Raw genomic sequence first — 21,677 nt, 5'->3', positions numbered from 1 at the left:
CGTTGCCGCAATCCTTCAGCCAGCCACCAGACTGGAGCTGCAAGCCTGGTGGCTGGGACACCACCGGTACCCGCGAGGTGTTCCCCAGCACCTCGCCGCTCGGCATTCCCGATCTACTCCCGCAGACCTTCAACGAGCTGCCCCCATCGTTCAGACTGTTGCCTTATCGAAGCAAGCGAAGCCTGGCCAACCGCGACCTTTGCCACTTCTATCTTGACGACTACCGCTTCGAAACGACCTGGAACCGCCCCAACGCTGCCGTGAATCACCTGCGCCGCTACTGGGCCGCGCTGACGCCGGACTTCAGCCTCTACCCCCAATGGCCCGCCGTGGTGAATCAGTGGAACACCTACCGGAGCCGCTGGTTGGGACGCTGGTGGCAGAGCCAGGGAATACGTGTGATCCCCACCTTGAACTGGGCTGATATAGCCAGCCATACCTACTGCTTTGACGGCATCCCAGCCGACCAGATCGTCAGCATCGGCGTACCGGATACCCGCCGCTCGCATGTCGTGGAACGCTACCGTGCCGGTGTCGACGCCATGTGCGAACGACTCCGCCCAAGGCTGGTGATTGTCTACGGCCACTCGCCGGTGGAGATCGACACACCGATGCTGGAGATCGAGCCTGACTGGCACCGACTGCGCGGCGTAAGCCACCGGCCGCAGGCGGGAGAGAAGCGAAGCTGCTCAGGAAGCGTCCAAATGAACCAGGCGCTGCACTATCGGCAGTCTTCATGCAGCAGGTCATGAATATGCTGCTGAAGCATATTGCTATTGCGATGAAGAAAACTTAGATTGGTTGTGCTGAATTTTCAGCCGTATACCAAGATGGGGATTAACAATGAACGATCATGATTACGTGAATTTTTCGGAAGACCACGAGATGGACTACATATTGCAAAAGTTCGAGCAACGTCAGACGGAGGACAACCGCGAAGAACTCAGAGCGATGGGCGTCGAGCTGAAACGAGCGCTAAAGAAGGAAAGGCTGATGCATATTGAATTTCACCCCTACGTGGAAAATAACCTTTTCCGCTTGGAGTCCAAGCCGAAGCCCTCGACGAAACTTTAGTATTGCTTTGGCATCCGCATGGTTACACGGGGGCCATCGCTTCCGACACGACAGCCAAGAGTGGGCATGAGTACAAGTATCAAGAAGGGGGGGGGCTGGGAGCATCATTGCTGAGATTCAGGCACTGTGAGAGTGACTGGAGGTCATTGGCCGCTGACCGGTCAGTCAACGGCAGGCGCGGTTCTAGTCGGGTCGTTCACTATACCTTAAAACGGTGTCCAGAGCGGCCTCGGCGTTGTCATCATCGTTATCATAGCCAAAGATATCGGCCAGCAAATCGTACTCCTCCTCGTCTTCACCATCGTCGTCCTCTGCATACACTTCATTGTCGCTCTCGTCTTCCTCTGGTGGAGTCAGAACCGGCCCGCTAACGCGCTGCATGGTGGCACTGACGACCTCTTCAGCCATGCTTTCTCCGTGACGTTGCTCACCGGGAATGTCGACATTGCCCTGGGCGATAGCCCCGTTGAGCCGAGCCCACTGCTCTACGTTGTCCGTCGAGGCGTCTACACCATGCCGCTGAAAGCTCCGGCTGGTGAGACAGTTAGCAGTATGGCGGTCGTACTCCTCCTCCGCTCTGCGGTGGGCGCTGTATTGTTGGATGATGCTTGACGTTCCATAGCACGTCGACATATGACACCTCTGCTCGCAGCAAGGCCGCTTTTAGCGGCGTGGGGAAAGTGTGTATGGCGGTACTTCTGCCATCGTTTAATAGTAGGCACTGCCACTGCGTTTTCAAGGTATCACCCGTTGGCAGCCCCGCCAGCTCGCCCCTCGCTAGCACAGGGAAGCTGACTTTATGCGGCCAATAGGCCAATAGTGCCTGTTCGTTTGGGGGGACACGAAGCATCACCACAAAACTTCTTTCCTAGACGCCTGAGTATGATCTATGCTACGAGATGAGCAGTGAGCATTTTTAAGTTAAAAATTTTTTTGTGATGAAAAGTAGGTTGAATCGTAGTGGTGCATTGTTGAAATTAACTTTTTAATGCTTTTAGCTAATGGGGTTAGGATGAGTTATGTATACAGAAATCCGTGGGTAAGAGCAATACTGCCAATTGTGTTAATGGCTATGATAGGGGTTTTCACTAATTTGGTTAGTCATGAGATTACAGAGTCTAAAAAGCCAATTCTCTACGTGCTTTTGAATGATATTAATTTTTTGTATTTGCTGATTTTTAGTTTAGTGCTTGCTTGGTATCAAATAGGGGCAATAAACTATGATAATACGTTTAGGAATTCATTGTCTCAGGAAGATTTTGATGCATACATGCGGAGAGAGGCTCTTGAAGGCACTGCAAAGCGTGTAAAAAAACTGATTAAAGAAGGTGATATTGATAATCTTAGAAAAGAAACCCAGGCTTTTAAGGATATGTTTGGAGGAGACCAGTAATGGAGACTCTCGTAGCCAAAGATTTTAATGATTCTGTGAGAGAGATGTCCGATGATCTAAAGAAAGAAGTTTTCAATGCTTTTAGTTCTTTAGAGTCATCCCGTAAAGAAAATATATTAAGTAAGGGGGTTGTAAGAACCTTTAGTGCTGATGAAGGGGAGGGGTTTATTTATCAAATGAGGCTTCCTAATTCTGTTGTATATTTTACATTCGCAAATAAGAATGGCGATGAGGATTTAGTTCTTCTAGACGCGACAGCTATAAACAATAAGGACAGGTTAAAAGGCAAGAGGTCTATGTTCCAAAGGAAGAAAGGAAAAGTTTAGTGTTAGTCTAAAAGGACTTCATGGTGATTATGGACTACGCGAACCCACTTATTAATAATACTTGCTTTTCAGTCACCCCCGCCAGCTCGTTCCTCGCTAGCGGTCGGGCTGCTACGGGCTTCGGCCCTTCGGGCTGGCTGACGCCACCCTACGCATCCCTGGTGCTCTTGCGCTCCGCGCGCTGACGGCTCCGCCTGTTCGTTCCTCACACGCTCCGCCTGCAGGGGCCGGCTCGTTCCTCGCCCGCCCCTGAACCCCGCGCTCCGGCGCAAGCTCGTTCCTCGCACGCGCCTTCGCTTAACCCCAACCCCACATCGGTGGGCGCAAGCGCCCGCTTGTTTCTTCCCCGTCTGCCACGGCGAACCCCAAAACCCGCTTCGCCAGCGAGGCAACCGGGGGCGGTTCGCATACCCCCGCTCTCCGCCCCCGGTGGGGGCAGCGTGGGCGCTCCGCTCCGGCAAGCACAACATCGGAACCCCACGCCAACCCCCGCGCGGGGCCCCCGCGATGTTGTGCTTGCCTACGCTCCCGCGCGGTGCATATGCAATGCAAAGTGCTGTTTTAATTGGAAAAATGGCCATTTTATGCTATATTTATATACAGTATTAAGGCGCGTTGGGGGTGGGTTATGGCGTTCGCTAGCGGCGGTATCAATTACGGGGCAGGGGTTGTACAGCAGCATTGTCGTGGCGGCTGGGTTTGGGCTCAGCGCATGGCGCGCAAAGGCAACAACCCGGCTCCGGCTTGCGTATGTATTCCGGTCGGCTCTCGGGCTCAAGCAGTCGCAGCCTGGTGGGTACTGCATCGTCAGGGTTGGCAATGTTGGCCACGGCCCGGCAAGCGTACTCAGGCACCGGCTGAAATCAAGCTTGTGGTACCGGCGGGTTGGTCGCTCGCTCAGGTGCGCGGGGCGCTGGCATGGCTGGCCGGGTAGCCATCGTGGGCGGGCGGCACATCACGCCCGCTGTCAACGTACAGGTGCAGTCAGTGGTCACCTCATTGGTGGCGCACGGTTATACCCTGGTGGCTGGCTGTGCCACTGGCGCAGATCGCGCTGCCGTGGCAGCGGCGCTAACGGGTAGTGTGCCGTTGTCCTCTCTCCAGGTATTTGCCGCCTTCGGCCCGGATGGTCAGGGCGCGTGTGGTGTGTCGGCGGTATCTGACGTGCAGGCGTTTGCAGCGCAAGGGGGTTCCGTCACCTGGTGGGCAGGGGGCGGCCCAAGTGTGCCGCTACGCGCGCGGCTGGCGGCGCGTGCCGCTCAAGTCGTCTCCCAGGCTTCCTCGGGTGTCGTGGCTTTCCAGCCAGGGAAGGGCAGCTGGCGCGCCTGCCGGTTGGCGGCAGGTCGTGGGTTGCGCGTTGTTGCGTTCACCAGCGTGCATGAACCCTTGGGCATGGGTGAATGGGTGCCTTGTGCTGAAAGCGGCACATGGGCCAGTGCCAGGCGTTGGGCGCCTGCCTCACTGTTCTAACGCTGTAAGCCATATCGCCTCTTTGTAAGCTATTTCTTACAAATCAAATGGAGTATTTCCTACAAAAATATATGTCTTTTATACATTTAAACCCTTGAAATATGTCATTTTTGGGCTAATATGTTTATATGACATTTAATATGTCATCGCGTTTTTTGCCGGCAGGTTCGGTCGCGTTAAAGGGAAAAGCCGGGTACTTAGCAACAATAGAAGGAAAATTGCCATGTCTACGTTCGTCCACACCGGTGGGCTTTCCAACTACGAATCCAGTGTGGTCAGTCAAGCTCGCCGCGTTGCTGCCGGGCAGTCCGCTGAACCGCCCAACCTGGAACATCTGCGCGTGCTCCTGAAATGGCTCGACGCACACGCCATGTGCCCTTCCGGGGCTTCACTGCATTAGAGGAGATAGTGCTCATGCTATTGAAACATCAGGAAGTGTTGACCGACATCCTGTTGCTCACGGTTTTGGGCTCCGAGCGGACGGGGAAGCGGATCTGCCACGACGTTACCGCCTGGGGAAATGGATCCTTCTGGAGCCAGGTGCGCGTGATCGAAGATGGCTGGCGCACCGATTCCGCAACAGATCCCGATACCGCCGTCGTTGTAGAGGCGAACGGCGAGCAGTCGCCGTTATTTTCAACCGGGGAGGTCGCCACGTTGAACGGCCAGCGCGAAGCGCTCGTCGATTGGATCGCCGCCAACAGACAAGGGGATGTTGCATGAATGCCAAGGTACAGACATGAAATGGCCCGCTTCCAGTGGGGGCTGGAGCGGGCCGACAACATGATCCGAAGCGAGGACCAATACCATGAAGAATATGCACTTAACGCCTGAATGGCAAGCCCGGATGGATTGGCGTGAGGAGGGTGCCTTCCGTTCAGGGCAGTTTGTGGGCAATGCCGCGCAGCGCTATTGCCGGGAAGCTCGACGCATCGAACGCGAGTGGCGAGCAGCACAGTATGGAGGGCAGCCTCATGTCGTCTGAGATTATCGAGCAGCGAGATACCGAACGGGCAGCGCACGAAGAGGCTCAGCCCAACGCGCTGACAACGTCGGCGTCACCGCTCGACCTGCCCGCCGAGGTGTTCCGCGCCGGGCTGGATCGACGGAAAGAAAACCGCGCCGCGCTTATGGAGTGGGTGCGCTCAGCACTGGTGGAAGGCGTGGACTTCGGGCGTATTCACGTCGTCAGCCGGAACAAGTGCCCGCATGGAGCTCGGTGCCGCAACCCTGCGCACTTCAGCAAGCCGTCGCTGTTCAAGCCCGGTGCCGAGAAAATCTGCGGCATGCTGGGGGTCACCATCCACTACCCTACGCTTTCCGATTACGAAGCCGCCGCGCTGCAGGGGGTTGGGCTGGCTCACGTCATCATGCGCTGCGAAATCCGCGATGCTACCGGCAACGTCGTCGCCGACGGGGTGGGCGCGCGCTCGCTGCGCCAGGACAGCGGCGACTTGAACAAGTCGCTCAAGATGGCCGAGAAGTCGGCCCACATCGACGCCACGCTGCGCATGGCGGGGCTCTCGGAGGTATTTACACAAGACCTGGAGGATATGGTTCATGGGCAAAACCTGGAAGAAACGACCGGAAACGCGCGCCCGAGTGCGCCGCAAACTCGAACTCCAGCGCCGCGTGCAGCAACGCAAGCGCAAGGCCGGATCAGCGACGCGCAGCGCCAGCGGCTCGAAGCCCGTATATCGGGACTGAACCTCGATCCGGATCGGGTCAGGCGCTGGCTTGCCAAGGCAAGTAGAGGGCGCGTGCAGTCGTTCAGCGAGCTGACGCCGAAGCTCTACCGTCGTCTCGATGACCGCCTCGACCAGTGGGCCTCTCAATGATTGCCCTGTCGCCCACACTCACCGTGCCAGCCGCGCTGCGGCTGGCGCACCGGCTGGACTGCGTGATCGTGGTTCGCGCCGGGGTTCCGTATCTCTCGCACCAGGAGCTGCAGCAATGAGCGCACAACCGACACATGATCTCGCCATCAAGACGGGCGAATATTCCGACCGCCAGACCGGCCAGCAGAAGGGCCGCTGGCTGCGTATCGGTACCCTGTTCCGCCATGACGACGGCGGCACTTCCATCAAGCTCGACGCCTTGCCGGTCGGCCTGACCGGCTGGGAAGGGTGGGTCAATGTCTTTCCACGCGACCAGCGGCAGCCGCAAGGCTATGCAGAACCCGGTCGGCGTGGCAACGGCAGTCACTACGCTGACGCCCGCGACGGGCGCGCCGCGCCACCGCCCTATGCCGACTTCGATGACGAAATCCCTTTTGATTGAGCCCCGTGCGCTCGCCTCACGGCGGGCGGGGCCGCAGGAGACACCGACATGAGCAACCTCTACCAACTTACCAACGAGTTCCAGCAACTGGCCGCGATGGATGCCGATGACGATGCCGCGTTCGCGGAAGCATTGGCCGAGACTCTGCAGGCCACCGGCAGCCAGCTGGAAGACAAGATCGAAGCCACCGTCATGGTGGCGCGCCAGCTGGATGCCGACGCCGCCGCCTGCAAGGACGAAGCCCGGCGACTGAGTGAGCGAGCCGCCCGGCTTGAGCGCAACGCCAAGGCGTGCCGGGAGCGTGTTCAGTGGGCGATGCAGGCCACCGGGCGCGACAGGGTAAAACGTCCGCTGTTCACCCTGTCCATCCAACGCAACCCGCCGTCCGTGGCGATTTCCGACGAAACCGCCGTGCCTGACGAGTTCAAGCGGGAGGTCACCACCATCAAGGTTGACCGTGCCGCACTGAAAACGGCCCTCAAGGAGCGCGCCATACCTGGTGCCGAGCTGGTCGCCAGCACACGGCTGGCCATCCGTTAACTGGAAAGCGGCGCGGGCAACGTCCCGCGCCGGGAGGATCGACATGATGCAACGTCTCGACGATATCGTCAGTCAGGCCCGAAAGGGCGCCGATGAAACCGCCCTGGACACGCTGATCAGACCGCTCAGCACCGGAGAACGGTGCTACGTCGCACTGGCAGCCGACCGTGCCGACTGGCTGCCCGATACCTACGACGCCCTGTCCGCCTGGCACCGACTCGACGACGATTGGCAGCTCGACGTATGCCGCTGGCGAGGATGGCCGGAAGAATGGGTGTCGGACAGCATTGGCGACAATGAATTGAACCTGGCCAGGCTATCCATGGCGCTTGATGCCGCCGGCGTACCCGCCAGTCAGCTGGGAGGGATCGACGCTATTGCCGAGCGGCTGCAGCATCTCATTGAGCAACGTGACGAGCTGGCGGTTCTGCTGGAGGAATCGTGTTCCGGCAAGGCGGTGCACCATGGCTGACGCACTGCTCTGGAGTCTTGAAGAAACCGCACGCCAACTGGGTGGCGTTTCGACGCGAACGGTTCGCCGACTGATCGAGCAAGGCGACCTGCCCGCCGTGCGGGTTGGCCGCCGAATCACAGTTCCAGCCGACGTCGCCCGTCACTGGGTGGCACGAAGTATGGCGCCAGCGCATAATGACGAAAGCGCGGGGCCGGATGTGCAAGGAGACAGCACATGCCGAAGCGCAAGACTAACCGTCGTCAAGACGGCATCTACGAACGCACGGACTCCCCGTACTACTGGGCGTCCTACATCGAGGCAAGCGGCAAGCGCGTTAGGCGCTCGACTGGCATCGCCAAATCCGTCGAAGGCAGGCGGGAAGCCGAAGCGCTGCTGAGTAAATGGCGCCTTGAAGCGCACATGGAAAGGCAGTGGGACGAACAGCCGTCAAGAACGTTCGACGAGTTGATGCTGGCGTACCTGGAGGAGCTGGAAGGGATGATGCGCAACACTGAGCGCCATATCTGGAGTCTGAAGAACCTGTATCCCAGGTTCACAGGCCGGGATCTGAACCAGCTTACGCCGGGGGATATACGCCAGTACATAGTGGATCGCCGCAAGGCTGGGGCCAGCAACGGCACCATCAACCGAGAAATTGGGCTGGTGTCGGCTGCCCTCAACCATGCCCGCAAGGAATGGGATTGGGCTGTGCCCAACCCCTGCGAAAAGCGGCGGCTCAGAGAGCCGGAAGGGCGTGTGAGGTGGATCACCCGTCGAGAGGCCGACGTACTGCTGGAGGCCGCCCGCGATCACGAGCGGCCAGGGTATCTGGCCGACTTCATCGCGCTGGCGCTCAATACGGGCTGTCGCCGCGGCGAGCTTCTTGGTCTGGAATGGTCACGGGTGGATCTTCAGGCGAGATTGATCCACCTGGAAGCCGAGCATACCAAGACCCGGCGTCGGCGCAGCGTGCCGCTAAATGAAGCCGCTCGGCAGGCGATCCTGTCCCGGCTCAGGTTCCGCATGCGGTACTGCGCCGACACCCCTTGGGTGTTCTGCAATCAGAAGGGCAGGCGGATTGCGGACATCAAGAAGACCTGGGCAACGGTGTGCCGAAAGGCGGGACTCGACGACTTTCGGGTTCACGATATGCGGCACACCTGCGCCGCCTGGCTGGTGACCTCGGGCGTGCCTCTGGCCGAAGTGCGGGATCTACTAGGCCACAGCACCATCGCCATGACGGAGCGTTACGCACACCTGGCACCCGAGAATGTGCGTTCAGCGGTTGCCAGACTGGATGAAAAACAGGAGCTGGAAACAAAACGCCCCCGGCATGGCCGAGGGCGTTAAGTCACGATTTGGTCACGTGAGACTCAGGCGCGTAATAGAGAAGTTGGCCTAAGGCTTTGAAATATCTGGTCGGAATAGCAGGATTCGAACCTACGACCTCTGCCTCCCGAAGGCAGCGCTCTACCAAGCTGAGCTATATTCCGAGGCGTTGTCAGCAGTGCTCGACAACGGAGAGAAATCATACGTAGCCGGACCGTTTTTTTCAAGCCTGCCAGGCGTCAAAAACGCAACTTTATGTTTGCCGGTCGACCGCGAGGCGGGCGAGCTGGGCCATGCTATCGCGGTAGGGGCTTTCCGGCAGCTGTTCGAGCTGCAGGAGCGCCTTGTCGACCATCGCCTCGGCGCGGGCGCGGGTATAGTCGAGCGCGCCGGTGGCGTGAACGATATCGAGGACGGCGTCCAACTGCTCAAGTCCACCGTCGCGGATTACCTGGCGGATCAGCTTGGCCTGTTCCGGCGTGCCTTGTTCCATGGCGCGGATCAGCGGCAGCGTCGGCTTGCCCTCGGCCAGGTCGTCGCCGACGTTCTTGCCCATGGCCTTGGCGTCGCCCTGGTAATCCAGCAGGTCATCGATCAGTTGGAAGGCGAGGCCCAGATAGCGGCCGTAATAGCGCAGCGCCTGTTCCTGCTCGGGCGTCGCCTCGGCCAGCACGGCGCCGCTGTGGGACGCGGCTTCGAAGAGCATGGCGGTCTTGCCGAGGATGGTCTCGAAGTAGTCGTCCTCGGAAACGCTGGGATTGCCGATATTGGTCAGCTGCTGGACTTCGCCTTCGGCAATGACGCAGGTCGCCCCGGATAGAATCGCCATGATGCGCATCGAGCCCACGTCGACCATCATCTGAAACGAACGCGCGTAGAGAAAGTCGCCGACCAGCACGGAGGGTGCATTGCCCCAGGCATCGTTGGCGGTTTTCTTACCCCGGCGCATGTGCGATTCATCCACCACGTCGTCGTGCAGCAGCGTCGAGGTATGCATGAACTCGATCAGCGTGGCGAGCGGAACATGCTTGTCGCCGGTGTAGTTCAACGCCCGCGCGGCCAACAGCGCCAGTAGGGGGCGCAGGCGCTTGCCACCGCTTTCGGTGATGTACTGGCCGATGGTTTCGACCAGGGGCACCTTGGAATTGAGCTGGGCGACGATGGTACGGTTTACGGCATCGAAGTCATCCGCTACCACGGCGTGCAGCGGAGAGGGCAGCGAGCTGGCAGGTTGGGCTGATGAGACGTTGGCGGTCATGGAGTGTTCATCGCGGCAGATGGAGGCGGCAGGAGCCGCGCTAGGTTGAAGTCATGCTATGGGGCTGTCCGTTGGGCGTCAAGACGCCGCGGCTGCCGGGTGGCGCCTGGGCTTGCCGGGGCGCAATAGGCCTTGTGGCTCGGTTCAAACATCGTTATAATCCGCGACCCACTCATCATGCTCCCTGTCAGATGGCTGCCAAAAGGGGCGCCACTCGCCGCAGGTCGACAAGAGCGTCAGCCGATGAGCGGCCGTTTAAGTTATCGAAACGGCAATACCGACGTCCGGAGAGAGACATGTACGCAGTTATCAAGAGCGGTGGCAAACAGTACCGCGTTCAGGAAGGCCAGACCCTCAAGCTTGAAAAGATCGAAGTCGCCACTGGCGAGACAATCGAGTTTGACGAAGTGCTGCTGGTTGCCGACGGCGACGACGTCAACGTCGGCGCGCCGCTGGTTGGCGGTGCGAAAGTGTCTGCCGAAGTGGTTTCCCATGGCCGCGGCGACAAGGTGACGATCATCAAATTCCGTCGCCGTAAGCACAGCATGAAGCGTCAGGGTCATCGCCAGTGGTTTACTGAAGTCAAAATTACTGGAATTTCCGCGTAAGCGGTCAATTCCCTTTTAGGAGGATTTTGCAATGGCACATAAAAAGGCAGCCGGCTCCACGCGTAACGGTCGCGATTCCGAGTCCAAACGCTTAGGTGTGAAACTCTTTGGTGGCCAGGCAGCAAGCGCCGGCAGTATCATCGTTCGTCAGCGCGGCACGCGTTTCCACGCGGGTACCGGCGTTGGCCTGGGTCGCGATCACACGCTCTTCGCTCTGAATGAAGGCTATGTGAAGTTCGAGACCAAGGGTCCGCACAACCGCAAGTTCGTTAGCATCGTTTCCGAGTAAACGGCTAACGCTGCGCTCGCATTTGCGAGAAAAAGCCCCGCCATGGCGGGGCTTTTTTGTCTGTTTACCCCTTTTGCTGAATGCATGAAGCAAAGGTCGGGTGACTATCGGGCGGCGAAAGCGGCCGGGAGAAACCAATGCAGTTCGTCGATGAAGCCTCCATCATTGTTGAGGCGGGAAAAGGCGGCAATGGCTGTCTCAGCTTTCGCCGCGAAAAATACGTGCCCAAAGGCGGCCCTGACGGGGGCGACGGCGGGCACGGCGGCAGCGTTTACCTGATCGGTGACGATGCGCTGAATACGCTGATCGATTTCAAATACCAGCGCTTCTACAAGGCGGAAAACGGTCAGGGCGGTATGGGCCGCCAGATGAGCGGCAAGGCCGGTGATGACCTGCACGTCAAGGTGCCGGTGGGCACCACGGTGATCGACGAGGATACCCTCGAGGTCATCGCCGACGTCACCGAGATCGGGCAGGTGGTGCTGGTGGCCGAAGGCGGACGTCGTGGGCTGGGTAACATCCACTTCAAGTCGTCCACCAACCGTGCGCCACGGCGCACCACGCCGGGCACCGAAGGCGACCGCCGCAACCTGCGCTTTGAAATGAAAGTCATGGCCGACGTGGGGCTGCTGGGCATGCCCAACGCGGGCAAGTCGACGCTGATTCGCTCGGTATCGGCGGCCAAGCCCAAGGTGGCCAACTACCCCTTCACCACGCTGGTGCCCAACCTGGGCGTGGTCAAGCTTGGCATGCACGAGCACTTCGTCATGGCCGACGTGCCTGGCCTGATCGAAGGCGCGTCCGATGGCGCGGGACTTGGGTTGCGCTTTTTGAAGCACCTGACCCGCACGCGGCTGCTGTTTCACGTGGTCGATGTCGCGCCATTCGACGAGTCCGACCCGGTCGAGGCGGCCAAGGCCATCGTTCACGAACTGGGCCAGTTCTCACCGGCGCTTTCCGAGCGCCCCCGCTGGCTGGTCCTGAACAAGTTCGACCTGCTGCATGAAGAAGAGCGCGAGGCGCGCGCCCAGGCGATTATCGATGCGCTTAACTGGCAGGGGCCGGTGTTCCGCATTTCGGCGATCAGCAGCGACGGCACCGACAAACTGGTGCAGGCCGCCTACCGCTGGCTCACCGAACAGCAGCGCCTGGAGCACGAAGACGAAGAAGCCCATGCCCGCGAGCAGGAAATGCGCCGGCGTATGGAGGAAGAGTCGGTGGCGCGCACCGAAGCGCGGCTGGGTCGTCGGCGTAAGCCTGACGATGAAGACGATGATGATTTCGACGATGATGATTACGACGTGGACGTTGAATACGCGCCTTAACGTCTAGCGTCGACAGGGCTGAAACATTCAAGGGAGATGGGCGACGTGGCTAGCAACGAGTCGGTGCTGGGTAGAGCGGCGTTGAGCAGAGCTCGCCGCGTGGTGGTCAAGCTGGGTAGCGCGCTGCTGACCAACGACGGCCGTGGCCTGGATGACCCCGCCATTGGCGGCTGGGTCGACCAGGTAGCCGCTTTACACCAGCGTGGTGTCGAGGTGGTGCTGGTGTCGTCGGGCGCGGTTGCCGCCGGTATGGTGCGGCTGGGCTGGCAGGCTCGCCCCAGCGCGGTGCACGAGCTCCAGGCCGCCGCCGCCGTGGGCCAGAACGGCTTGACCCAGTGCTATGAACAGCATTTCGCGCGCCACGACATGCTGACCGCGCAGATCCTGTTGACCCATGACGATCTCTCCAACCGCAAACGCTATCTCAATGCGCTTTCTGCGCTGCGTACCCTGGTCGGCATGCGCGTGGTCCCGGTGATCAACGAAAACGACACCGTGGTCACCGACGAGATCCGCTTTGGCGATAACGACACCCTGGGCGCGCTGGTCGCCAACCTGCTGGAAGCCGACGCGCTGCTGCTGCTCACCGACCAGGACGGGCTGTTCGATGCCGACCCACGCCACCACCCTGAGGCGCAGCTGATCAGCGAAGGCCGCGCCGACGACCCACGCCTGGCGGCGGTTGCCGGCAGCGGCGGGGCGCTGGGGCGGGGCGGCATGACCACCAAGGTGCGCGCCGCCCAACTGGCGGCCCGTTCCGGCGCCGTGACGGTGATTGCCAATGGCCGGCAGCCGGACGTCATCACCCGGCTGATGGCCGGTGAGTCGCTGGGTTCGCTGTTGTATCCCGAGCAGGCGCCCATCGCGGCGCGCAAGCGCTGGCTGGCCGGGCAGCTTCAGGTGCGCGGCACCCTGGTGCTCGACCCCGGTGCCGTGAAAGTCCTGCGTGACAAGGGCTCCAGCCTGCTGGCGGTGGGCGTGCGGAACGTTCAGGGCAGCTTCAAGCGCGGCGATATGGTGGCGTGTGTCGATGAGAAGGGCATGACCGTTGCCAAGGGGCTGGTCAACTACGGCGCCGATGAAGCGCGACTGCTGGCGGGCCAGCCCAGCCACCAGATTGAAGCCATCCTGGGGTATGTGGAAGCCCACGAGCTGATCCACCGGGATAATCTGGTGGTGGTTTAGCGCGGCGGCAGAGGCACTTGGCGGGGCCAATTGTCGGGTACGATGAATAGTCGCTCGCTGCGCTGCTCGGCAGGGCAGTAGACGATCACCTGCTGGGGCTGGTACAGGGCTTTTGTCAGCCACTCGACGCGCATACCGGGCGGCATAAAGGTCTCTAGCGGCGGCGGTGCCAGCCAGTGCGGCTTTTCCAGCCAGGCAATCCGGTAATCCCCGGGCAGCGTGGCGGCAAGGGCCGGCCAGTCGCTGACGTGGCACCAGCGGCCACGCCGGTGCCCGGGTGCGGCACCTTCCGGCGGCGGTAGCGGCGCATGCCAGGGGTAAAACAGCACCCCCGGCATCGCCAGCCGCTGAGCGAGCACGGCCGGCAGGTCAGGCGTCGCTGGCCCAAGGTCGCGAGGCGTCAACCAGTGGCGCAGGGTGTCGAGCGCCAGCGGCGTGGCCGAGAGCGGCAACTGATGGCGCTGCAGATGACGGCATTTGAGCGCCAGACTATCCAGACCGCCCGGGCCGATCCAACGTCCCTGATCGGTGACCGCTCCCGGCCCGTCGGGCAATCCCAGATAAAACTTGATCGCCACTTCTAGATGCACCGGTGCTGGGTTGTCGCGCCTGCGGTAGAGCATATCCAGCTCGCCCAGGGTGTTGCGCCTGCGGGTAATGCGCACGTTATGGGCCAGCAGGCGCGTGTTGGGCGCGCGGTCCAGCAGCCAGTGCCATAGCTGTTCGTGATAGTGCCCCATTCGGCTAGCTTGACGACCATTGCGGGCCAGCTCCGGTATCGCCAAGCCATTCAGCCAGGTTTCCAGGACGCCAGTTAACCCCAGCTCGGCCTGACTGGGGCGGCCTGAAAATGGGCTGGATGGCGGGAACGCCACGATATCCGGTGTCACGACCAGCCAGGCGAGGTCACGCAATAAGGCGTCTTGATATGTCGACGCCACACCTTCCAGGTAACCGGGCGGCTTCAAGCGTTGTTCTCCGGCCCGCGTAGTCTGGCGGTCAGGCGATGGCTGATCATGGTGGAATTCCCAGGGCATGCGAGGGGTTATAAAGCGTAATGACGACGGCTTTTGGTAACACGCTTACCGCTGATATGGAAGAGGCCGTCTCTGCAGGCGCATGATCAGGGATTGATAGGGGCGGGTGGCAGTAACGCAAACGGGCTCCCCCCTGGGAGCCCGTAAAACGACATGGTTAAAGATCAGTCGCGATCCATCTGGGTAATATCGTAGGAGCCCTGGCGCACACTGATTTCCAACTCACGGCCGTTTTCGCCACGGCCTTCTACTTCAATCATGCCGCTTTCATCGATGTCGATATCTTCGAACTCGACCATGCCTTCCTGGCTGGCGACGTTCAGCGCCTGGCGAATATCGTCTTCGCTCATGCCCCAGGCACCGGTAATTAGCCGTTCGCGTTTTTCTTCCAGCGTTTCGCCGTTATCGATTGAAAAGCTGACATCGGCGTACCACTCATCGTCGAGCCAGCCTTCGACTTCGGCGCGGCCACGACTATTGATGCTGACTTCTTCAAAATGCGTAAAGCCATAATCATTGGCGTGGGTCAGCACATCGTCAATCCGGTCCATCGCCAGAGAGTCCGCCTGGGCCGTGCCTACCGCTGCCGTAAGCAGTAACGCCGAGGTCGGGATAATCAGCATTTTTTTCATCGTGTTCATGGTTAATTCCTTCTTTCCATTCGAGGTGGTAAACGGCATTCGGCGAATGCGACAGTGACGTTATACCCCCACTATGCTTTCCTTAAGCTGACAAAGCGGTTCATCTGGCGTTCATGTTGAGTTTGGCATGCTGAGATGATGACACACATGATGTCCTTCCTTACCACGCGGCAACAATTCCGCGATCGACCTATCCTGCGGCGCCTGGCGGCGGGAGGGGTGGTCGTGCTTTGCTTGGCAGCCGGGCAGGCGGCTTCCGACTCCTCGTGGGAATCATTACACGGTGACGTCAGCCGAGGCGATGTGGTGCCGCTGGAAACCATTCTCGATTGGTTGGAGGCTCATTATATCGGCGAGGTACTGGAAGTTGAGGTCGAGCGTGAAGGTAGCTACGTCGAGTATGAAATCAAACTGCTCGGTCCGCAAAACCAGGTGGTAGAGTTTGAATTTGATGGCCAGACCGGGCAGCTTATGAAGATGGAAGGCGTACGGATCAATGACATGCGCCGCCCGCAGTAGAAGGCAGAAACAGTGGTGAGCCGATGAAGTGTTTGTTGGTAGAGGATGACCAGGCGTTAGCCCGCGAACTGGGCCAGGCATTACGCGATGGTGACTGGCTGGTAGAGCATGCGTTCAACGGTCAGGAAGCCGACTTTCTGGTGCGCACCGAAGCGTACGACAGCTTGATTCTGGACGTTGGGCTGCCTGATGGTGATGGCATCCGTTGGCTGGCGGCATGGCGGGAAGACGGCATTGATCTGCCGGTACTGATTTTAACCGCGCGTGAACGTTGGGCCGATAAAGCGGCCGGTTTTTCCGCTGGCGCCGACGACTATGTCACCAAGCCGTTTGAATCCGCTGAGGTCCTGTTTCGCCTGCGTGCGCTGGTTCGCCGTAGCCACGGGCACGCGCACCCGGTGCTCAGGATGGGAGAGTTAAGCCTGGATACCCATACCCAGCACGTGGCGCTAGCGGGCCGCCCCGTATCGCTGACCGCCCAGGAAACGCGACTGTTGAGCTATTTGATGCACGCCGCGCCCCGGGTGGTGAGCCGCACTGAGCTGTCCGAACACGTCTACGACCGTGACCATGAACCCGATTCCAACGTCATTGATGTTCAGGTCAGCCGATTACGACGCAAGTTGGGCGCATGGCGCATTGTCACCCAGCGCGGCCAGGGCTACCGCCTGTTGGCCGAGCAGCCGGCGGCGGGATGATGCCCTGGCCATGTTGGCAGGGCCGCATTGCGCGTCGCTCAATCGCCAGCCGTCTATTAGTGGCGACCCTGATGATCGTCATCGTCGGGCTGCCTTTAGCGGGGTTCTTGCTGTCCCATCACTATCGTGAGTCGGCGACGCAGGCCTTCGATGATCGCCTGGAAGCCTTGCTCAATGTGGTCATCGCCGGGGTCGCCTTTGACCGTGTCGAGCAGCGACTGATCTTTGATCGCGATCTGGGTGATCCGCGTTTCGATCAGGTTTACTCCGGCTGGTATTGGCAGATGACCGACGGTCAGCAGCACACGCTCACCTCGCGCTCGCTATGGGATCAGCGCCTGCCGACCCATGACGGCAACACGCTCATTGCCCGAACCGTGAACGGTCCCCGGGCAAGTTCGCTGCGCCTGGTCGAGCGCGATATACAGCTGGCACCGCTCGAGCAGCCGCTGCATATCAGCGTTGCAGCTGAAGACCAGGCATTGATGGACAATGTGCGCCAGTTTCAGCAGTGGTTATGGGGCGGTTTAGTCGGCTTGGGCACGCTGCTGTTGACGGTGCTGGCGTTACAGATTCGCTGGGGGTTGGCGCCGTTGCGGCGTATGCGAGCCAACCTGCGCGAGGTGGAAAACGGCGAGGCCAAGCAACTGGATACCCGGCTGCCCGATGAGTTGGCCGGCCTGGCCACCACCATGAACGCCGTACTGGCCCGTGACCAACGCTTGATAGAACGTGGTCGCCATGCCGCTGGCAATCTGGCCCACGCGCTGAAGACGCCGCTCAGTGTGATGCGTCTGCTGGCCCGTCAGGCACCGGCCGAGCAGCAGAGCGCCTGGGAAGCGGAGCTGACGCGCATCGACAGCGCCGTGCGCCACCATCTGGCACGCGCCTCGGCGGCCGGTGAGGGCGGCAGGGTAGCGCCCGTGTCGCTCAATGAAGCCCTGGCGCCGCTGATAAACGGACTGGCAAGGCTGGCCCAGCGCCGCGATATCCACCTTGAGCATACCCTGCCGCGCGATATGCAAGCGCACATGGATGCCCAGGATGCCCAGGAGATTGTCGGCAATATTCTGGATAACGCTCTGCGTTGGGCGAAGGGCGAGATTATTCTGACCCTGGAGGCACATGGCGAACACCTCCAGCTGTGTGTCAGCGACGATGGCCCCGGAATGTCCCCTGCTGATTGCCAGGCAGCGCTGCAACGGGGCAAACGGCTGGATGAGAAACGTTCGGGAAGTGGTTTGGGGCTTTCTATCGTTGCTGATCTGGTCGCTCTGTATCGTGGCGATATGCAACTTGAGCGGGCCGCTTTGGGCGGGTTGGCGGTCACCATCACGCTACCCGTCGTCGTGATTCGTCGCCCGGATAGCCGCTGAAAACGCGTCACGAACACCGAACAGGCAAGGAGCGATCAATGAACCACCCCGCGGCAGTCCTCCCGGATGTATTGGTTGGCCCCATTCTGCGCCGTATCACCCCATCACGCTGGGTGATGTGGTGCCTGACGTCACGGCCGCTCACCATGTCCCTGGTGTTGCACCCCGGTAAGCCGCACGCGCAGACGTATCCGCTAGCGGCTTACCAGCAATGCCTGCCGGTCGGGCAGCATGCGTTTATCCATTTGATCGACGTGCCGCTGGCGACCCCCTTGCCTTGCGATGAGCGCATTGCCTATGACCTGAAGGTGCAGCAGTGCGATGGCGGTTACCTGTCGCTTCCCGAATGGGCGCCGTGGTTATGCTACGACGACCAGGACTATCCGGGGTTTGTGATCGCCTCGCGGCATCATCGCCTGATGCACGGCTCCTGCCGCAAGCCCCACCATGATAGCGCCGACGGTCTGGTGCGTGCTGACCAGTGGTTGGGCGAGCGTCAGACGACGCCAGGCGAATGGCCCGCGTGGTTGCTGATGACCGGCGACCAGGTGTATGTAGATGACGTGGCAGGGCCGATGCTGCGCGCGATTCATGCCCTGACGGAACGTCTGGGGTTGGTCGATGAGTATCTGGAAGGGGCGACCATCAGCGACAGCCAGGCGCTCTATACGTCCCCCGACAGCTACTATCAGCGCAGCCAGTTGCTACCGGATACCACCAGCAACGTGGCGCTTCGCGAACGCTTTTTTGGCGGCGTGAAAAAGCCCGTCTTTACCTCGGCCAATGCGCAGAATCACCTGATGACGCTTGGCGAAATGCTGGCCATGTATTGCCTGGTGTGGTCGCCCGTGGCATGGCAGGTCATCGCGCCCACTCAGCCACCACTGGGTGACAAGGACGCCGCGCTCTATCAGCAGGAGCAGGCCGTGATTGAGGCGTTTGTGGCGGGGTTGCCCCAGTGCGCGCGCGCCATGGCGCATTTGCCGAGTCTGATGATCTTCGACGATCATGATGTGACGGACGACTGGAACCTGACCGCCGAGTGGGAGCGCAGTGCCTACGGTCACCCGTTCTCGAAGCAGATTATCGGCAACGCGCTGATCGCTTACCTGCTTTGTCAGGGATGGGGCAACGCGCCGGAAAACCTCAACCCGCTGATTGACGAGACCAAGGCGATGCTCGAGTCGGTGGACAGTAACGGCTATCTCGCCAACGTGGCCCAGGATGGGCTGATTGACCGCCTGCTGGCCTTTCAGGGGTGGGCGTTTCAGGTCGCCGGCGAACCGCCATTGATCGTGCTGGACACCCGTACGCGCCGCTGGCGTAACGAGCGACACCCGCAGCGCCCTTCCGGGTTGATGGACTGGGAGGCGCTGATTGAAATGCAGCAGGCGTTGATCGGAGCGCCCAGCGCGGTGATCATTTCTCCTGCGCCGATGTTTGGCGTCAAGCTGATCGAAGGTATCCAGAAGCTGTTTACCCTGGCTGGCAAACCGCTGATGGTCGACGCCGAAAACTGGATGGCGCATCGCGGGGCTGCGAACGTGCTATTGCAGATTTGGCAGCATTCCAAAACGCCCGGCAACTACGTGATCCTGTCCGGGGATGTGCACTACTCCTTTGCCTACGACATCGTGGTGCGTCACCGCAAGCAGGCGCCCAGGCTATGGCAGATCACCTCCAGCGGGGTCAAAAATACCTTTCCTGATTCGCTGTTGGACACCTTTGACCGGCTCAATCGCTGGCTGTATGCCCCCTGGTCACCGCTCAACTGGTTTACCAAGCGCCGCAAGCTGAGTGTTCATCCCCGGGACCCCGACCGTGCAAGTGCTGGCGAACGGCTTTGGAACGCCAGCGGTATCGGGCTGGTGACCCTCGACGAACACGGCTGCCCGGTCGACATTCGCCAGCTGGATGCGGCCGGCGGCGAGGCCTGCTTTCCACCCCCGGCAATGCCGCCCCGGGAGGGTTAATTAGCCGCCCCTTAATCGCTGTCATCATCCCGTCACGTTATTGACCCACGATTGTCTTCTTGAAAAAGGAGACAACCCCAGGGATATCGAGACGTTATTTAACGTGGCGCACAGACAATGACTGCCCAAGAAGCGCAATGGCTAGACCGCATCATCCGTGCGGAAGATTTACAGGTGCTGTTTCAACCGATTGTCGATGCCAGCCAGCAGGCGATTTACGGCTACGAAGCGCTGATCCGTGGCCCGCGCAGCTCACCGCTGCATTCGCCGCTGCGGCTTTTCGAGGTCGCGACCCAGGCGGGGCTGCTGGTCGAGCTGGATCTGCTCTGCCGCCGCCTGGCGATTCGTCGCTTTGCCGAGCTTGGGCTGCCCCACCTTTTGTTTCTCAACGTCATGCCGCTGACGATTGTCGAGCGTGATTTCCAGGAAGGCCTGACGCTTGGGTTTATTCGTGAAAGCGGCCTGCCTGCCGAGCGCGTAGTGATCGAGCTCACCGAGCACGTGCCCATTCATGATTACCAGTTGATGCGCCAGGCCGTCGCCCACTATCGCGACATGGGCTTCCAGGTCGCCCTGGACGACCTGGGCGCCGGCCACTCGAGCCTGCGTCACTGGTCGGAACTGCGTCCGGATTTCGTCAAGCTGGATCGCCATTTCATTTCGGGCATCGACCAGGAGCCCGCCAAGCGCGAGTTTCTGCGCTCGATTCTGGATGTGGCGCGCAGCCTGGACTGCCAACTGATCGCCGAAGGGGTGGAAACCGCCGCCGAGCACCTCTGCCTGTGGGAGCTTGACCGCGGGCTGGCGTTGCTCCAGGGGTTCTACTTTGCCAGGCCCAGTGCCGAACCGCCGCTTGATCTTCAAATGCGGCTACCCGCCGCTGAGCCCCTGGCAAGTCCGGCGGGGCGTACGGCTCGGTCGATCTGTCAGGCCATCGAGGCGGTTACCCCCGACTGTGCAATTCCGGTACTGGCCGAGCGCTTCCGGCAACAGCCCACGCTGCGCTGCGTGGCGGTGGTTGACGACGGTAAGCCCGTAGCGGTGGTGCGGCGCAGCGCTTTTCTCACCCTGTTTACCAATCCCTTTAGTCACTCACTGTATGGCAAACGTCCGATAGGGGACGTGGCCGATACTAAGGCGTTGATTGCCAGCGCCAGTACGCCGCTGGACGTCTTAAGCCAGCGACTCACCGACAGCCGCGATATCGAGCAGGAAGACTTCGTGATCGTCAACGATGACGGCGACTATCTGGGCATGGGCAATATCGTCGACCTGCTGCGCGAGATCACCGCGATCCAGGTTCGCCAGGCGCGTCACGCCAACCCGCTGACGGGGCTGCCTGGCAACATCCTGATCAATGAAACCTTGAGTCGGTACCTGAGTGCCGACGAGGGCGTGGCCGCCGCTTACGTTGATCTGGATAACTTCAAGGCCTTCAACGATGCCTACGGCTACGCCCGGGGGGATCACATGATCATTGCCCTGTCCCGCCTGCTGCAGGCTCAGGTGGAGAGTGTCGGAGGCTTTATCGGCCATATCGGCGGTGACGATTTCATGATGCTACTGCCGCTGATTCATTGGGAAAGTGTCTGCGAGGAGATTCTTCAGCACATGGAGGTGATGGCGCCGGGGTTCTACGAAGACGAAGATCGTCAGCGGGGAGGTATCTGCATTGAGAACCGCCAGGGCACCACGAGCTTCTACCCCTTCGTTAGCCTGTCGATTGCGGTCAAGCCAATAGCGCCCGCTGCCCGCTGCAAGGCACTGGACGTGGCCGCCGAGCTTTCGGAGCTGAAACACCAGGCCAAAAAAATCCCCGGCAATAGCCTGTTCGTGGAGCGTCGCGGCGGCAACACCCAGGCGTGATGTCATCGTGGGGTCTTTAAACCGTCATCCAGTGGT

At 60.4% G+C, this 21,677-nt stretch carries 26 protein-coding genes, 1 tRNA gene and 1 pseudogene; 23 read left to right on the top strand and 5 right to left on the bottom strand.

Going from position 1 to position 21,677, the window contains the following annotated elements; translation table 11 throughout:
- Positions 1-2 precede the first annotated feature (2 nt).
- Positions 3-752, top strand: coding sequence for a DUF4417 domain-containing protein (locus tag QC815_RS09330; RefSeq protein ID WP_309768179.1), 750 nt, complete (start codon positions 3-5; stop codon positions 750-752).
- A gap of 91 nt (positions 753-843) precedes the next feature.
- A complete protein-coding gene (locus QC815_RS09325) occupies positions 844-1,074 on the top strand; it encodes a hypothetical protein (protein ID WP_309768177.1) in 231 nt (76 codons plus the stop codon).
- A gap of 183 nt (positions 1,075-1,257) precedes the next feature.
- Here the strand turns inward: QC815_RS09325 and QC815_RS09320 are convergent, their stop codons facing one another.
- Positions 1,258-1,707: a hypothetical protein gene (locus tag QC815_RS09320; RefSeq protein WP_309768175.1), complete on the bottom strand. Its 450-nt coding sequence runs from the start codon at positions 1,705-1,707 to the stop codon at positions 1,258-1,260.
- Positions 1,708-2,086: 379 nt separating this feature from the next.
- On the opposite strand from QC815_RS09320, the gene QC815_RS09315 reads away from it, so the two are divergent.
- The 12 genes and pseudogenes from QC815_RS09315 to QC815_RS09265 all read left to right on the top strand — a co-directional run bounded on the left by QC815_RS09315 (position 2,087) and on the right by QC815_RS09265 (position 8,887).
- Positions 2,087-2,467: a hypothetical protein gene (locus QC815_RS09315; RefSeq protein ID WP_309768173.1), complete on the top strand. Its 381-nt coding sequence runs from the start codon at positions 2,087-2,089 to the stop codon at positions 2,465-2,467.
- Positions 2,467-2,793 carry a hypothetical protein gene (locus tag QC815_RS09310; protein WP_309768171.1) on the top strand — a complete coding sequence of 109 codons (327 nt, stop codon included), beginning with the start codon at positions 2,467-2,469 and terminating at the stop codon, positions 2,791-2,793. The genes QC815_RS09315 and QC815_RS09310 overlap by 1 nt, the downstream gene beginning before the upstream one ends.
- A 918-nt stretch (positions 2,794-3,711) precedes the next feature.
- Positions 3,712-4,263 carry a DNA-processing protein DprA gene (locus QC815_RS09305; RefSeq protein ID WP_309768169.1) on the top strand — a complete coding sequence of 184 codons (552 nt, stop codon included), beginning with the start codon at positions 3,712-3,714 and terminating at the stop codon, positions 4,261-4,263.
- A gap of 223 nt (positions 4,264-4,486) precedes the next feature.
- Entirely contained in the window at positions 4,487-4,663 is a 177-nt protein-coding gene (locus QC815_RS09300; protein WP_309768168.1) for a hypothetical protein, read from the top strand.
- A gap of 14 nt (positions 4,664-4,677) precedes the next feature.
- A complete protein-coding gene (locus QC815_RS09295; RefSeq protein WP_309768165.1) occupies positions 4,678-4,986 on the top strand; it encodes a hypothetical protein in 309 nt (102 codons plus the stop codon).
- Between the two features lie 85 nt (positions 4,987-5,071).
- Positions 5,072-5,248, top strand: coding sequence for a hypothetical protein (locus QC815_RS09290; protein ID WP_309768163.1), 177 nt, complete (start codon positions 5,072-5,074; stop codon positions 5,246-5,248).
- A complete protein-coding gene (locus QC815_RS09285) occupies positions 5,238-6,101 on the top strand; it encodes a hypothetical protein (RefSeq protein ID WP_309768161.1) in 864 nt (287 codons plus the stop codon). Before QC815_RS09290 ends, QC815_RS09285 begins: the two co-directional genes overlap by 11 nt.
- 115 nt (positions 6,102-6,216) lie before the next feature.
- On the top strand, positions 6,217-6,543 hold the full coding sequence (locus QC815_RS09280) for a hypothetical protein (RefSeq protein ID WP_309768159.1): 327 nt from the start codon (positions 6,217-6,219) through the stop codon (positions 6,541-6,543).
- Between the two features lie 48 nt (positions 6,544-6,591).
- Positions 6,592-7,083 carry a siphovirus Gp157 family protein gene (locus QC815_RS09275; RefSeq protein ID WP_074397744.1) on the top strand — a complete coding sequence of 164 codons (492 nt, stop codon included), beginning with the start codon at positions 6,592-6,594 and terminating at the stop codon, positions 7,081-7,083.
- A 43-nt stretch (positions 7,084-7,126) separates the two neighbouring features.
- Complete coding sequence (locus tag QC815_RS09270) at positions 7,127-7,555, top strand: hypothetical protein (RefSeq protein ID WP_309768156.1); 429 nt, start codon at positions 7,127-7,129, stop codon at positions 7,553-7,555.
- Positions 7,548-7,676 (top strand): annotated as a pseudogene (locus QC815_RS17370) (helix-turn-helix domain-containing protein); the annotation flags it as partial. The gene QC815_RS09270 and the pseudogene QC815_RS17370, both read left to right, overlap by 8 nt.
- A gap of 95 nt (positions 7,677-7,771) precedes the next feature.
- Positions 7,772-8,887: a tyrosine-type recombinase/integrase gene (locus tag QC815_RS09265; protein ID WP_309768155.1), complete on the top strand. Its 1,116-nt coding sequence runs from the start codon at positions 7,772-7,774 to the stop codon at positions 8,885-8,887.
- A gap of 66 nt (positions 8,888-8,953) precedes the next feature.
- Here QC815_RS09265 and QC815_RS09260 read toward each other — a convergent pair.
- Positions 8,954-9,030 (bottom strand) — tRNA-Pro (locus QC815_RS09260).
- An 89-nt stretch (positions 9,031-9,119) separates the two neighbouring features.
- Positions 9,120-10,124: an octaprenyl diphosphate synthase gene (ispB, locus tag QC815_RS09255; RefSeq protein ID WP_230447740.1), complete on the bottom strand. Its 1,005-nt coding sequence runs from the start codon at positions 10,122-10,124 to the stop codon at positions 9,120-9,122.
- A gap of 296 nt (positions 10,125-10,420) precedes the next feature.
- Here ispB and rplU point away from each other — a divergent pair, with 296 nt between their 5' ends.
- The 4 genes from rplU (at position 10,421) to proB (ending at position 13,531) form a co-directional block, all read left to right on the top strand.
- Positions 10,421-10,732, top strand: coding sequence for a 50S ribosomal protein L21 (gene rplU / locus QC815_RS09250; RefSeq protein ID WP_230447741.1), 312 nt, complete (start codon positions 10,421-10,423; stop codon positions 10,730-10,732).
- A gap of 31 nt (positions 10,733-10,763) precedes the next feature.
- Positions 10,764-11,021, top strand: a complete 258-nt coding sequence (gene rpmA, locus QC815_RS09245; RefSeq protein ID WP_066316237.1) for a 50S ribosomal protein L27 — start codon at positions 10,764-10,766, stop codon at positions 11,019-11,021.
- Between the two features lie 137 nt (positions 11,022-11,158).
- Positions 11,159-12,346: an Obg family GTPase CgtA gene (cgtA, locus tag QC815_RS09240; RefSeq protein ID WP_230447742.1), complete on the top strand. Its 1,188-nt coding sequence runs from the start codon at positions 11,159-11,161 to the stop codon at positions 12,344-12,346.
- A 36-nt stretch (positions 12,347-12,382) separates the two neighbouring features.
- Complete coding sequence (gene proB, locus QC815_RS09235) at positions 12,383-13,531, top strand: glutamate 5-kinase (protein ID WP_230447743.1); 1,149 nt, start codon at positions 12,383-12,385, stop codon at positions 13,529-13,531.
- Here the strand turns inward: proB and QC815_RS09230 are convergent.
- Both QC815_RS09230 and QC815_RS09225 read right to left on the bottom strand, forming a co-directional pair.
- On the bottom strand, positions 13,528-14,499 hold the full coding sequence (locus tag QC815_RS09230) for a DUF1853 family protein (RefSeq protein ID WP_309768152.1): 972 nt from the start codon (positions 14,497-14,499) through the stop codon (positions 13,528-13,530). The genes proB and QC815_RS09230 overlap by 4 nt on opposite strands.
- A 233-nt stretch (positions 14,500-14,732) precedes the next feature.
- Positions 14,733-15,209 (bottom strand): PepSY domain-containing protein, encoded by a 477-nt coding sequence (locus QC815_RS09225; protein ID WP_309768151.1) that lies wholly within the window; start codon positions 15,207-15,209, stop codon positions 14,733-14,735.
- A gap of 138 nt (positions 15,210-15,347) precedes the next feature.
- Between QC815_RS09225 and QC815_RS09220 the strand changes: the two genes are divergently transcribed.
- From QC815_RS09220 to QC815_RS09200, 5 genes are all read left to right on the top strand, one after another.
- Entirely contained in the window at positions 15,348-15,728 is a 381-nt protein-coding gene (locus tag QC815_RS09220) for a PepSY domain-containing protein (RefSeq protein WP_422828713.1), read from the top strand.
- 23 nt (positions 15,729-15,751) lie between these two features.
- Positions 15,752-16,426: a response regulator transcription factor gene (locus QC815_RS09215; protein ID WP_230447747.1), complete on the top strand. Its 675-nt coding sequence runs from the start codon at positions 15,752-15,754 to the stop codon at positions 16,424-16,426.
- Positions 16,426-17,802 (top strand): sensor histidine kinase, encoded by a 1,377-nt coding sequence (locus tag QC815_RS09210; protein ID WP_309768149.1) that lies wholly within the window; start codon positions 16,426-16,428, stop codon positions 17,800-17,802. The genes QC815_RS09215 and QC815_RS09210 overlap by 1 nt, the downstream gene beginning before the upstream one ends.
- A 38-nt stretch (positions 17,803-17,840) precedes the next feature.
- On the top strand, positions 17,841-19,775 hold the full coding sequence (locus QC815_RS09205) for a metallophosphoesterase family protein (RefSeq protein WP_230447749.1): 1,935 nt from the start codon (positions 17,841-17,843) through the stop codon (positions 19,773-19,775).
- Positions 19,776-19,892: 117 nt separating this feature from the next.
- Complete coding sequence (locus QC815_RS09200; protein ID WP_230447750.1) at positions 19,893-21,641, top strand: bifunctional diguanylate cyclase/phosphodiesterase; 1,749 nt, start codon at positions 19,893-19,895, stop codon at positions 21,639-21,641.
- Positions 21,642-21,677 lie beyond the last annotated feature (36 nt).

This window comes from Vreelandella gomseomensis, from assembly GCF_031451645.1.
In the GTDB taxonomy this organism is placed as follows: domain Bacteria; phylum Pseudomonadota; class Gammaproteobacteria; order Pseudomonadales; family Halomonadaceae; genus Vreelandella; species Vreelandella gomseomensis.
Note: the sequence above shows the minus strand (reverse complement) of the source record. Positions and strands in the feature narration are given on the sequence as shown.